This window comes from Ruegeria sp. AD5 (genome assembly GCF_056542345.1).
In genome coordinates, this window is record NZ_JBQFZR010000008.1 from 12,488 (window position 1) to 25,030 (window position 12,543).

Annotated in this window: 11 protein-coding genes; 10 read left to right on the forward strand and 1 reads right to left on the reverse strand. The window is 59.6% G+C overall.

All coding sequences use genetic code 11. The features are described 5' to 3' along the window. The first annotated feature begins 45 nt into the window (after positions 1-45). Genes ACR0JG_RS19940 through ACR0JG_RS19955 form a run of 4 tightly spaced genes read left to right on the forward strand, consistent with a single transcriptional unit; the run spans position 46 to position 3,881 of the window. Positions 46-912 carry an FAD binding domain-containing protein gene (locus tag ACR0JG_RS19940; RefSeq protein WP_480572304.1) on the forward strand — a complete coding sequence of 289 codons (867 nt, stop codon included), beginning with the start codon at positions 46-48 and terminating at the stop codon, positions 910-912. Then, on the forward strand, positions 909-1,388 hold the full coding sequence (locus ACR0JG_RS19945) for a (2Fe-2S)-binding protein (RefSeq protein ID WP_170613227.1): 480 nt from the start codon (positions 909-911) through the stop codon (positions 1,386-1,388). The genes ACR0JG_RS19940 and ACR0JG_RS19945 overlap by 4 nt, the downstream gene beginning before the upstream one ends. Further along, complete coding sequence (locus ACR0JG_RS19950; RefSeq protein ID WP_480572307.1) at positions 1,388-3,643, forward strand: xanthine dehydrogenase family protein molybdopterin-binding subunit; 2,256 nt, start codon at positions 1,388-1,390, stop codon at positions 3,641-3,643. The genes ACR0JG_RS19945 and ACR0JG_RS19950 overlap by 1 nt, the downstream gene beginning before the upstream one ends. Then, the gene (locus tag ACR0JG_RS19955; protein WP_170408213.1) at positions 3,636-3,881 is read left to right on the forward strand and encodes a MoaD/ThiS family protein; all 246 of its coding nucleotides are present in this window, start codon (positions 3,636-3,638) and stop codon (positions 3,879-3,881) included. The genes ACR0JG_RS19950 and ACR0JG_RS19955 overlap by 8 nt, the downstream gene beginning before the upstream one ends. 28 nt (positions 3,882-3,909) lie before the next feature. Here ACR0JG_RS19955 and ACR0JG_RS19960 read toward each other — a convergent pair whose 3' ends face one another. Continuing rightward, positions 3,910-4,782 (reverse strand): LysR family transcriptional regulator, encoded by an 873-nt coding sequence (locus ACR0JG_RS19960; protein ID WP_480572310.1) that lies wholly within the window; start codon positions 4,780-4,782, stop codon positions 3,910-3,912. Between the two features lie 99 nt (positions 4,783-4,881). Here ACR0JG_RS19960 and ACR0JG_RS19965 point away from each other — a divergent pair, with 99 nt between their 5' ends. The 6 genes from ACR0JG_RS19965 (at position 4,882) to ACR0JG_RS19990 (ending at position 12,528) form a co-directional block, all read left to right on the forward strand. Then, positions 4,882-6,324: an aldehyde dehydrogenase family protein gene (locus tag ACR0JG_RS19965; protein ID WP_170398417.1), complete on the forward strand. Its 1,443-nt coding sequence runs from the start codon at positions 4,882-4,884 to the stop codon at positions 6,322-6,324. Continuing rightward, a complete protein-coding gene (locus ACR0JG_RS19970) occupies positions 6,324-7,301 on the forward strand; it encodes a membrane dipeptidase (RefSeq protein WP_480572312.1) in 978 nt (325 codons plus the stop codon). The genes ACR0JG_RS19965 and ACR0JG_RS19970 overlap by 1 nt, the downstream gene beginning before the upstream one ends. Then, on the forward strand, positions 7,301-8,983 hold the full coding sequence (locus ACR0JG_RS19975; RefSeq protein WP_480563096.1) for a hypothetical protein: 1,683 nt from the start codon (positions 7,301-7,303) through the stop codon (positions 8,981-8,983). Before ACR0JG_RS19970 ends, ACR0JG_RS19975 begins: the two co-directional genes overlap by 1 nt. Further along, a complete protein-coding gene (locus tag ACR0JG_RS19980) occupies positions 8,980-9,609 on the forward strand; it encodes a DUF3726 domain-containing protein (protein WP_223117400.1) in 630 nt (209 codons plus the stop codon). Before ACR0JG_RS19975 ends, ACR0JG_RS19980 begins: the two co-directional genes overlap by 4 nt. Positions 9,610-9,622: 13 nt before the next feature. Then, entirely contained in the window at positions 9,623-10,633 is a 1,011-nt protein-coding gene (locus ACR0JG_RS19985) for an Ldh family oxidoreductase (RefSeq protein ID WP_480572316.1), read from the forward strand. Positions 10,634-10,710: 77 nt separating this feature from the next. Further along, positions 10,711-12,528: a BCCT family transporter gene (locus ACR0JG_RS19990; RefSeq protein ID WP_170513787.1), complete on the forward strand. Its 1,818-nt coding sequence runs from the start codon at positions 10,711-10,713 to the stop codon at positions 12,526-12,528. Positions 12,529-12,543 lie beyond the last annotated feature (15 nt).

A 12,543-nucleotide genomic window follows, 5' to 3' on the forward strand; every position in this document is an offset into this window, starting at 1 on the left:
CGGCGAACCCCAGTCTATCCTGATCAACAGGTGCGAGGTACTTTCATGGAATATCACAGCCCCGCCAGCTTTGCCGAGGCGTCGGCTCTGGCCGCAAATGCAACGGGCATCACTCGGTTTCTGGCAGGCGGCACCGATGTGCTGGTGCAGTTGCGCTCGGAATTGGTGACGCCCGATACGCTGATCGACATCAAGAAGATCGATGGCGTTAGCGAAATTACCCGCAATGCCGATGGCAGCTGGACGCTGGGCGTCGCCGCGACCGGCGCCGAGATGAGCGAGCACGCCGCGTTGGGCCGCGATTGGCCGGGTGTGGTCGAGGCGATGGACCTGATTGGATCGACTCAGGTACAGGGGCGTGCGACGCTGACCGGGAATCTGTGCAATGGCTCTCCGGCGGCGGATTCGGTGCCAGCGATGGTTGCGGCAGGCGTTACGGTTACCGTGACTGGCCCGGACGGCACACGAGAGGTGGCGGTCGAAGACATCCCGACGGGACCTGGCAAGACCTCACTGGCCAAAGGCGAACTGATCTCGGCGGTCAACATTCCAGCGCGTGGCGACAACGCCGGTGACGCCTATCTGCGCTTTATCCCGCGCACCGAGATGGACATCGCGGTGGTTGGTGTGGGCGTAAGCTTGCGGCTGGATGGTGATACCATCACCGAAGCGCGTGTCTCGCTGGGCGCTGTCGCGCCGACCGTACTGCTGGTCGAAGACTGTGCGAAAGCGATTATCGGCAGCACGTTGGATGACGCGGCGCTGGACGCGCTCGCTGCAGCGGCCTCGGCTGCCAGCAACCCCATTGATGACAAACGCGGCACTATTGCATTCCGCACCGAAGTTGCTGGCGTTCTGGCTAAACGCGCCGCGAAAATCGCCTATGCCCGCGCGAAGGGAGAACAAGCATGAGCAAGTTCCACGTATCCACCACCGTGAATGGGGACGCGGTTGAATACCTCTGCGACCCGCGCGAAACCCTGCTGGACTGTCTGCGCGACAAGCTGAACCTGACCGGCGCGAAAGAGGGCTGCGGCACCGGCGATTGCGGTGCTTGTTCGGTCAGCGTCGATGGCCGTCTTGTGTGTTCATGCCTGATGTTGGGCGTCGAGGCTGACGGCAAGCAGATCGAAACGGTTGAAGGGATCGCGGACGGTGACGTCCTGCATCCGCTGCAGAAGAAGATGATCGAATATGCCGCCCTGCAATGCGGCATCTGTACCCCGGGCATTCTGGTGGCGGCCAAGTCGCTGCTGGAAAAGAACCCCAACCCCACCGAAGAGGAAACCCGGTACTGGCTGGCGGGCAACCTCTGCCGCTGCACCGGCTATGACAAAATCATTCGCGCCGTGATGGATACGGCGGCTGAGATGCGGGAGGCTTCGTAATGGCACTGGACGATCGCAAATCTGACTTCACCTTTGTCGGCACCCGCCCTGACCGCCCTGACGGTCTGGACAAGGTGACGGGCCGCGCCAAGTTCGGTGCGGATATCTCAGCCCCCGGCATGTTGCATGGCGCTATCCTGCGTTCACCCCATGCCCATGCGCGGATCGTCAAGATTGATGCTTCAAAGGCCGAGGCCCACAAAGACGTCAAAGCCGTTGTTACCCGCGCCGATTTCGCCGATGTCCCCTTCAAGCCGGGGCTGGAAGGGGAATTCTGGAACGTGCTGGAAAATGTCATGGCGGGCGAAAAGGCTCTGTATGACGGCCACGCGATTGCAGCAGTTGCAGCGACATCAGCCTTGGCGGCGCGCGATGCGCTGAAGCTGATCGAGGTTGAATATGAAGTTTTGCCCCACGTCACAGATGTGGACAAGGCGATGGCACCGGACGCGCCTGTCATCCGCGAAGGTGCGGCAGATTATTCGGTGCCTGAGGGGATGCACCCCAACGTGGTGCGCTATCACGAAAGCGGCCACGGAGATGTCGAAGCCGGATTTGCCGAGGCGGATCTGGTAATTGAGGACAGCTTCGTTACCGAGGCAACCCATCAGGGTTACATTGAACCTCATGCCTGCATGGGGTCTCTGGGTACTGACGGCAAAGGTGAGCTTTGGTGCACCACCCAGGGCCATTGGATCGCACAGAAAACCTGCGCGGCGTTGCTGGGCATCGAAACCTCACAACTGCGTGTAACCGCGTCTGAGATCGGCGGCGGCTTTGGTGGTAAGACCACTGTGTTCATCGAACCGGTTGCGTTGGCGCTCAGCCGCAAGGCCAACCGCCCCGTAAAGATCGTGATGACCCGGTCCGAGGTGTTCCGTGCGACCGGCCCGACCTCATCGGCGTCGATGGATATCAAGATCGGTATGAAGAAGGACGGCACCATCACAGCAGCCCAGGGCATCTTCCGCCTTCAGGGCGGTGCCTTCCCGGGTGCGCCGGGCGACATGACTGCCATGTGTGCCTTTGCGCCCTACAACCTGACCAATGTACGTCAGGTCGGCTATGACGTGATGGCCAACCGCCCGAAACAGGCCGCCTATCGCGCGCCGGGCGCTCCGATGGGTGCGTTTGCGGTCGAATCTGTGTTGGATGAGCTATGCAATCAACTCGGCCTCGACCCGGTGGATGTGCGCCTAAAAAACGCCGCGCATGAAGGCACCAAAGCCAGCTATGGCCCGACCTATGAGCGTATAGGTCTTGTCGAAACGCTTGAGGCCGCCAAGGCGCATCCGCATTACTCGGCCCCGTTGAAGCCGGGGCAAGGGCGCGGGATTTCCTGTGGGTTCTGGTTCAACCATGGTGGTGAGACCTCGGTATCTCTGGCGCTGTCCGAGGACGGCTCGGCCCAAGTCATGGTCGGTACACCGGACATCGGCGGATCACGTGCGTCGATGGCTCTGATGGCAGCTGAAGTTCTGGGTATCCCTTACGAGAATATCCGCGTGACCGTCGCCGATACGGCAACGCTGGGTTACAATGACGTAAGCCATGGCAGTCGCGTGACCTATGCCTCGGGTCTGGCGACAATCAAGGCGGCGCGCCACGCGGTCGAGCAGCTATGCGCCCGCGCAGCGGCCAGTTGGGGAATCCCGGTTGATGCGGTGAAATGGGAGAACGGCTGTGCCGTGCCCTCAGGCCCCAATGCCGGTGACTTCGATCCGCGCCCGCTGGCCGATATCACCGCCCATATGGGCGCGACCGGCGGTCCGATCTCGGGCCATTTCGAGGCCACGCCGGAAGGCGCGGGTGTATCCTTTGGCACCCATATCGTGGATGCCGAGGTCGACCCGGAAACCGGCAAGACCAGCATCACCCGCTACACGGTCATTCAGGACGCGGGCAAGGCGATCCACCCGACCTATGTCGAAGGCCAGTATCAGGGCGGAGCTGCGCAGGGCATCGGCTGGGCGCTGAACGAGGAATATATCTATGGTGAGGATGGCCGCTTGCAGAACTCGATTTTCCTCGATTACCGCATCCCGGTCGCCAGCGATCTGCCGATGATCGACACGGTGATTGTCGAAGTGCCCAACCCCGGCCACCCGTTCGGTGTGCGTGGTGTGGGAGAGACCGGCATCGTGCCGCCCTTGGCCGCCATCGCCAACGCGGTCTCCAACGCGGCCGGTGTACGCCTGAAGCAACTGCCAATGTCCCCGCCGCGCATTCTTGCCGCGCTCAAGGACAATGGTTGAGGTTCACCTCTGGTCCAGCCTCCGGTCTTTGACCGGGGGTCGCGAGGTGGTCGAGGTTGAGGCCGCCACCACGGGCGAATTGCTGCAGGAACTGGTGCGTATACATCCCCGGCTGCAGGCACCGATCGATGCGGGGGTCTCGGTGGCGTTGGACGGGCGCATCATCGCGACCGGACTGTCCGAACCGATTCCGGAAGGTGCCGAGGTTTATCTGATGCAGCGTCTCAGGGGCGGTTGAAGGCGAAAGGTCTAGTTGGGCCCCGCCGTCACGCGAAATCACGGGACAGGATGAACGCGCAACACTGCTCGGTCAGATCTTGGAAGCGCGAACGCTCGCGGACATAGAGATACACTTGCCTTTTGTCGTGAAGGTCCGTGATCGGGCGGTAAGACACCGCCTCCGGCAAGAATTCGGCAACGGTTTGAGGAAGCACTGTGATCCACTCGCCCGATCGCACCAGCGTGATCAATGAATGCGTGTTGTGAATTGTGATCTCGGCGTTTTTGATTGCCGTATGGAAAGCCGGCGTATGAATCAGATCGCACAACGTGTTTCGGACAAAGGGCGCGGTGGCGATGTCGGGGATATTCAGCGGTTCTGCGCGTGTGATCAGAGGATGATCCGAGGCAGCGACCAATCCAAAGGAGTCCTGAAATAGCGGAATGGTTCGGATGCCGTTCAGGGCGTGATACCCGGATGCGATTCCGATATCTGCCTGATCCTGAGCGATAGCATCCAACACCTGCTGAGTGTCGGTGTCGCGCAGCTCGATCTTCACCCCGGGGGATTCGCTGCTCATGTGGTGCAATAGTGGTGGAAAGATCAACGCGCCAACCGACGGGACGGATACGATCCGGATCAAACCCTGTTCGGCCAGCGCGGCGGCCTCGATATTCTGGACGGTCTGATCGAATTGGCGCACTTGCCGCAAGCCCAGATCGAGTACCTGCTCACCCAGCGGGGAAAGCTGGTTCTTGCGCTCGCCTTCGAACAGCTTTTTGCCCAGATGGTCTTCGAGCTGCTTCAATGTCATCGAGACGGCTGATTGCGTTCGACCAAGGCGGTCGGCGGCCTCGGACAGGTTCCCGGTCTGGGCCACCGTGCAAAAGCAACGCAGCATCTCAATCTTGATTACCAACTTCAGGTTCCTTGAAGTTTGTTTAAGTTATTTGAGTTTGACTGATGTGCATCGGAAAATCCATCCTGCGACAAACGAATTCTGACTCTGGGGCGCATTGTGACCAAACTGAACCTGATCGCTGGCGAATGGCTGGCAGGCGAAAGCGAAATCGAAAACCGCAACCCTTCTGATTTGACTGACTTAGTTGGTATGTTCGCGCAAGCCAGCAGCGACCAACTTGAAGCGACGCTGGATCAGGCGCGTGTCGCGCAAGCTGAATGGGCTGCCTATGGGCTGGAACGTAAGCAGGCAGTTCTGAACGCCATCGGTAACGAGCTGATGACCCGCGCCGAGGAACTGGGCACGTTGCTCAGCCGGGAAGAGGGCAAACCGCTGGCCGAGGGTAAGGGTGAGGTCTATCGAGCGGGTCAGTTCTTTACCTACTACGCCGCTGAATGTCTTCGTCAGATTGGGGAAAACGCCGACTCCGTTCGACCCGATATCGAGATTGACGTGCGCCGCGAAGCGGTGGGTGTTGTCGCCATTATCAGCCCGTGGAACTTTCCCACCGCGACCGCTTCGTGGAAGATTGCGCCCGCGCTGTGCTATGGCAACGCTGTGGTGTGGAAACCGGCGAACATCACCCCGGCCTCGGCCGTGGCACTGACCGAAATCATCGAACGGCAGGACATTCCCAAAGGTCTGTTCAGCCTCGTTATGGGCTCAGGCCGCAGCATCGGGCAGCGTTTGGTCGAAAGTCCTAAGGTCAACGCGATCTCTTTCACCGGCTCGGTTCCAGTAGGCAAGGGCATCGCGGCGGCGGCGATCCAGAACTTGACCAAAGTTCAGATGGAGATGGGGTCCAAGAACGCGCTGGCCGTGATGGACGACGCGGATTTGGATCTGGCGGTTTCGCTGGCATTGGGCGGCGCGTTTGGCGGCACCGGTCAGAAATGCACCGCCTCGTCGCGGCTGGTGGTGCATGCAGGCATCCATGATGCTTTTGTCGAGAAACTCGTCGCAGGCGCGCAGGCGATGAAAGTTGGCCACGCGCTGGAAGAAGGTGTTCAGATGGGCCCCGTCGTAAGCCAGCAGCAACTAGGCGAGAACCTCGCCTATGTCGATCTGGGTAAATCTGAAGGGGCCGAACTGGCCTGCGGTGGACAGCGCCTAGAGATGCCGCATGAGGGCTTCTACATGTCGCCGGGCGTGTTCCTGAACACCACCAACGACATGCGCATAAACCGCGAGGAAATGTTCGCGCCGCTGACCAGCGTCATCAAGGTTGGCAGCTATGACGAGGCGCTGAGTGTGGTGAACGACACCAATTTCGGCTTGACCTCGGGCATCGTGACCAAATCTCTGGCCCGCGCCACCCATTTCCGCCGCAACGCGCGCACCGGCGTGGTGACCGTGAACCTGCCTACGGCAGGCACCGATTATCACGTACCCTTTGGCGGTCGCGGCGACAGCTCTTACGGGCCGCGCGAACAAGGCAAAGCAGCGGCAGAGTTCTATACCACCGTCAAGACCGCCTATATCAGCGCGGGCCCCGTCTGATGCGTATCGACGGGCTGCAATATGCCAACTGGTCGGAGAAGATTTTCCGCCAACTGCGCGAAGGCGGCGTGGATGCGATCCACGTCACCATCGCTTATCATGAGAATTTCCGTGAAACCGTTCTGAACTTTGAGAAGTGGAATCGCTGGTTCGAGCAATACCCGGACCTGATCATGAAAGGCCGTTGGGCCAGCGACATCGACATCGCGCGCGAAACGGGGCGGACGGCTGTGTTCTTCGGGTTTCAGAACCCATCCCCGATCGAAGACGATATCGGTCTGGTTGAGGTTCTACATGATCTGGGCGCTCGCTTCATGCAGCTGACCTATAACAACCAGTCGCTGCTGGCGACCGGCTGTTACGAGGCCGAAGACACCGGCATCACCCGCATGGGCAAGCAGGTAATCAAAGAGATGAACCGCGTGGGCCTTGTTGTCGACATGAGCCATTCGGCGGATCGGTCGACCATCGAAGCGGCGGAATTGTCCGAGCGCCCCATTGCCATCACCCATGCCAATCCGCACGAATGGTCACCTGCTTTGCGCAACAAGCGCGATGCGGTGATCCGGGCGGTGACGGAAAATGGTGGGATGCTGGGCTTTTCGGTCTATCCTCATCACCTCAAGGACAAGTCCGACTGCGCGTTGGAGAGTTTCTGTGAGATGATCGCCCGAACGGCTGAGAAATACGGTGCCCAGCATCTGGGGATTGGCACCGACCTGTGTCAAGATCAGCCCGACAGTGTGGTTGAATGGATGCGCGTGGGGCGCTGGACAAAACAGATCGACTATGGCGAGGGTTCGGCCTCGGCCCCCGGTTTCCCGCCAATGCCGGGCTGGTTTCGTGACAATCGCGACTTCGGCAACATCGAGTCCGGCTTGCGCGCCACTGGCATGAACTCCGACGAGGTCGCGGGGATCATGGGCGGCAACTGGTACCGCTTCTTTGCCGATAATTTTGGGCCACAAGGCATATGATGGACCAAAGCCCGCATATCGCACGCCGCGACCCGGCCACTGTGATGCGCCTGTCCCGTCTAGGATCGTTGCATCAATGCCGTCTTAGTTTCATGCGGCAATTGACCCGTCGGATGGCTGCCGAAAACTGGACGTTCACCCGCCCAGTCTTCCAGATTGATGAAAAGGGCGTCGGTCACGCGGTCTACACTGCACAAGGTCCGGAACGCGCTTATTCGTTGGTGGCGTTTGCCCATGATCTGCCACCCGAGCAACGCTCGGATCGTGTGATCGCCGAGGCATGGGACGCGACCTTTGCGTTGTTTGACGGAATTCCTGACCCGGAAGACATTGAGCGGCTTTCGCAAAACGTACCTCTGCAAGAGGCCGGGCGTGTAAGCGAAAGCGAGCTGTCCTTGTCACGGGCCAACCGCTCGGTGCGTCTGTGGGCACATGTCGTGGATCGACTTGCCACCGGTCAGCAGCCCGACCTCGAACAGATTTACAAGGTCGGTTACCTGATGCGGACAACCGCCGTGTATGGCTCGGGCAAGTTCGGCGCGGCAGATCGTGAGAGGATTGCAGACCGAGACGAAGTCAGCGCGCCATTTCAGGCCGAGATGCTTTCGGTCTACCTGACGCGGACCTTCGTGCGCGATCTGGTGCAACATATGGCCCGCACCAAGGGTGGCGACCAGACCGCAGAGTTGAACCCGGAAATCGCGCGTTGGCTGGGTATAGGCAATTCGACCGGGCTAGGTATGGCGCCTTTCATCGTCAATCACCCGATCCTGTTCAACAACTGGATCATGGTCCGGGAAGAGGCGATCTCGCGGGTTCGGTCCATTGAGACCGCAACAGAGGCAGAAGCGGCCAAGTTTCGCAACATCTTCGCCCGTAGCAGATTGTCGATCTCGTGGTGGAAGTCCGAGCATCCAATCCAGATCGAAAAGCTCGCGGCGCTGAATGCTGACTTGTGCGCAATATCGGACCATCTCGACAAGACCGATCTGACGGGCAATCAGCCCTGGGACCGCTTGATACAGTGGTCTCAGGCTGCGCTCAGCGAAGAAGGGCAGGAGTTGTTGGCCTCGCTGATCCTTGAACCCTACGGAGAACTGGTCGATGGGCTGACCAGCTGTATGGCAGACAGCAACGGTGCGGCGCATGTGATTGATGGCACGATGACCGTTGGCAAGGTGCGCGACCTGATCCGCGCCAGCTTTGGCTGGGCAATGGATCTGGACTGGAACGCGCCCGAACACTGCGCGCGCGCTTGGTATGTGTCCGAGGAAAAGCTCGAGCCCCGGCTGGGTGAGCGGTTTGACGAACCGATTGCAGACTACGAACAGCCGCTAGCCCCGGCGCGCGACGCGGCTCTGGCCGAAAGCGCGCTTTCGGAATGGGCGGATGGTGCACCCATCGCCGAGTTCCTACTTGAACACCCTGAACACCGCCACACGATCCGTCGCGCGCAAATGAGCCGCGTCGCGCCTTACGGCGAAATTCGCGACAACACGATCAGCGCGGATGTTCTGCCGATCGACATGCTGCGTGCCAAACTCTCGTTCTTTGGTGCCACGCATTTCGATCCTCGTTCAGACCGCTGGGTACGTATCTGCATGTATGCTGGCGCGCCTTATCCCGAAGAGTTAAGCAGCAAGACTGCCGATCTGTGGGTCTATCCGGAGCTTGGACCGTGAACGTATCGCTGAATGAGGTCGAAGCCACGGCCAAACGCGCCGCGCGCGGAGCCGGATACCCCTGGGGACTGGCGGAAGAGGTCGGCAAAGCCACACGTTGGCTATGCGCACACGGGATTGATGGCACGAATTCCCTTGCGCAATTGTTGGAGCAAGGTCTGGCAGCCTCACTCAAGAATCACCGCCCGGTTGAGATGCAGTCGGCTTGGGCGGGGCAAGGCGTGCTTTGCCCGATCATCACGGGCGCTTTGCTGTCTGATCGGTCTGACCTGCTGCACGCAGGTCCCATACGTATCCAGAAGCTCGCAGTACCTGTTTTTCTGCTGCCCTTCGTAGCCTCGGCGGCACGCGCCCAGAATATCGTGATCACGCATACGTGCGATCTGTTCAGGGCCGCAACGGATGGCGATCGTCTGGAGGCGGGGCAGGATTGGCCATCGTTTTCTGATCACACCCAGATCACGCTGGGCGGCCAACTTACCACCCCTCGACCGCACGTGACCCGCGCAACCCCGGACCCGGCTTGCTGGGACACCCTCAACCGATTTGCCCATCGCACCTACGCGCCTGCTACCGAAGAATCCCGACTGTTGGGTGCTGGCGCTGGCCTGTCCGACAATGACTGAATGAGAAAGCGACATGATCGAAACCCGTACCCTTAGCCTAGCTGAAATCGAGGATCTTTCTTTCCGTGCGTTGGTGTCCGCGGGCACCAGCGAAGAAAACGCGCGCCCATTGGCAATTGCAACCGCCGCAACCGAGGCGGACGGGGTAGCGAGCCATGGTCTGGCCTATATCCCGATCTATTGCGAACATGTTCAGTGCGGCAAGGTAGATGGGCGGGCCACCCCTCAGCTGTCCCAGCCGCGCCCCGGCGTAGTGACGGTCGACGCGGCAACCGGGTTCGCCCACACGGCGATCGATGTTGGGTTCGAGGCATTGATCGCTGCGGCGCGCACGCAGGGCGTTGCGGTGTTGGCGATCTGCAACAGCTATAACTGTGGCGTGCTGGGGTATCACACCTACCGGCTGGCACAGGCTGGTTTTGTGGGGCTTGGGTTCACCAACGCGCCCGCCTCCATCGCGCCGTCCGGGGGTGCCAAGCCCGTGGTCGGGACCAATCCGTTCTCAATCGCAGTCCCCGGAAACGATGGCCAACCCGCATTACTGATCGATCAAAGTGCCAGCACCATCGCAAAAAGCGAGGTCATGAAACACGCACGCGAAGGCAAACCAATCCCGGTTGGCTGGGCGTTGGACGCAGATGGCAACCCTACGACCGACCCGAATGTTGGGCTTAAGGGTTCCATGGCCCCATCGGGTGGGTACAAAGGGGTTGGCGTTGCCCTGATGACCGAGGTTTTGGCTGCAGCGCTGACCGGTGCCACGCTTGGGATACACGCCTCACCTTTTTCGGGAACCGCCGGTGGGCCTCCGAAAACAGGCCAATTCTTTATCGCAATTGACGCTTCTGCGACTGCGGATGACGCATTTTCTTCCAGAATTGTCGATCTTGTCGAAGCGATCCGATCTCAGAACGGCGCACATTTGCCCGGTGACGGCCGCCAGGCAAAGCGTTTGGTGGCCAAGAACGATGGTGTGGCTGTCAGTGTAGCGACCCTCGACAAAATAGAAGCTCTGCTGACGTAGGGCTCGATGGCGAAGCTCCGGGACGCTCATGAAGATCTTTCTGGAAATCAGGACACGTGCGAATAGGGAGGAAACACATGTCTATGAAGGAACCTTTTACCGATCTGGAGATCAAGCGATCTTCGGGCGGGTTTTATGAAGGGCACAGTGTTGAGATTGCCTTGCTGAGCAAGTCAATCATGGTCGCGCTGGTTATCTGGGCGCTTGTCTGGCCCGCAAATGCAAACGGAGTTCTTGGAAGCCTGAACTCGCGTCTGCTAGAAGATTTTAACGCCTTCTATATCATTATTGTCGGCTTTTTTGTCTTTTTCCTGTTTGTCGTGGCGGCGCTGCCGCAAACCGGTAAGCGGCTTATGGGCCCAGAGGGCGAAAAACCAGAATTCTCGGATTTCTCATGGTTTTCGATGATGTTTGGCGCGGGCTTGGGCGTCGGTCTCATGGTGTTCGCTACCGCTGAGCCTTTAGGGCTGTGGGGATCGAACCCGGTTGTCATCGCGGGCGATGTCGTCGGCAATAGCGAAGACGCATTGCAGTCGGGATATCGCTACACTTTCCTGCATTACGGGTTTCACGCCTGGGCGATCTATGTGGTGACCGGCCTGTCGCTGGCGTATTACGCCTACACGCGCAACATGCCCCTGACTATTCGCACCGCGCTGACACCTCTGTTCGGCAAGCTGATGAACGGCTTCCTGGGCCACGTCGTGGATGTACTGGGCGTGGTGGCAACCATTTTGGGTGTTTCAGTTACCATCGGGTACGGGGTTTCGCAGTTCATCGACGGCCTATACGCCATTTCGGGTATGGAATGGATGATGGATCTGACCGGTGACGCACCAGCCCCCAGCACTGTTGGTCTGCTGGCTGGCCTCATTGTGATCATGGGCCTCTCGATCATCTCGGCTGTCTCTGGTGTTGGTCGTGGCGTCAAGTACCTGTCTAACCTGAACCTGGTGTTGTCGCTGATCCTGTTGCTGGTCTTTGTTGTCTTTGGGTCGTTCCTGTTCGCGATGACGACTTACGCAACTGCATTTGTCGATTACATCCTGCACTTCATTTCGCTCAGCTTTGGTGCTTTCAATCCGCAATCGGCGGCGGCGTTTGATGCTGCCCTGCCGAGTGAAGCAGCGCCGTTTGCCGATGCGCTTTATGCCGGTGCGACCAATCCTTGGGGATCGTTTGACGGGTTCAAATCTGGCCTGGAAGGCGACGCCGCCGCGCTGCCGGAATCTGTTCTGGCTTCGGTCTACGCCGCAGGTGATCCGGGTCGGCAGTTTGGCTGGCAAGCGGGCTGGACCACGTTCTACTGGGCCTGGTGGATCGCGTTTTCGCCGTTCGTCGGCCTGTTCCTGGCGCGCATTTCCAAGGGACGCTCTGTGCGTGAGTTCATCATCGGTTGTGTCTTTGCCCCTGCGCTGGTCTGCTTTGCGTGGATGACCATTCTGGGTGGCACCGCGATCGATCTAGAACTGAATGGTACCGCCGAAGGCGCCATCATCGGGGCGTCGAACACCGCCAAGCTGTTTGTCACCTTGCAAGAGATGATCACCGGTGGGCTGTTGTCTGGCATCACCGTGATGTGCGTCGTCCTGATCATGACCTTCCTGGTCACGTCGGCGGACTCGGGCATTCTGGTGATGAACACCATCATGTCTGGCGGCGATCAGAACATCGGTAACAAGCACAAGATCGTCTGGGGCCTTATCCTGACAGCGGTGATTGGCGCTCTGATCCTGGCTGCGGGTGAAAACAATCCGATGGACGCCTTGCGAAATGCGATGATCATCGGTGCGCTACCCTTTACGATGGTCATGGGCCTGATGTGCATAGCGCTCGCCAAGGCGCTTTATCGCGATGGTCTGAGGCAAAAGCAGACCACAGCACCTGCGGAATAAACCTAGGCACGGGCG

Bases quoted from the DNA above. Each gene is read 5' to 3' on its own strand.
- ACR0JG_RS19940 (WP_480572304.1), top strand. From the start codon at position 46: ATGGAATATCACAGCCCCGCCAGCTTTGCCGAGGCGTCGGCTCTGGCC.
- ACR0JG_RS19945 (WP_170613227.1), top strand. From the start codon at position 909: ATGAGCAAGTTCCACGTATCCACCACCGTGAATGGGGACGCGGTTGAA.
- ACR0JG_RS19950 (WP_480572307.1), top strand. From the start codon at position 1,388: ATGGCACTGGACGATCGCAAATCTGACTTCACCTTTGTCGGCACCCGC.
- ACR0JG_RS19955 (WP_170408213.1), top strand. From the start codon at position 3,636: ATGGTTGAGGTTCACCTCTGGTCCAGCCTCCGGTCTTTGACCGGGGGT.
- ACR0JG_RS19970 (WP_480572312.1), top strand. From the start codon at position 6,324: ATGCGTATCGACGGGCTGCAATATGCCAACTGGTCGGAGAAGATTTTC.
- ACR0JG_RS19975 (WP_480563096.1), top strand. From the start codon at position 7,301: ATGGACCAAAGCCCGCATATCGCACGCCGCGACCCGGCCACTGTGATG.
- ACR0JG_RS19985 (WP_480572316.1), top strand. From the start codon at position 9,623: ATGATCGAAACCCGTACCCTTAGCCTAGCTGAAATCGAGGATCTTTCT.
- ACR0JG_RS19990 (WP_170513787.1), top strand. From the start codon at position 10,711: ATGTCTATGAAGGAACCTTTTACCGATCTGGAGATCAAGCGATCTTCG.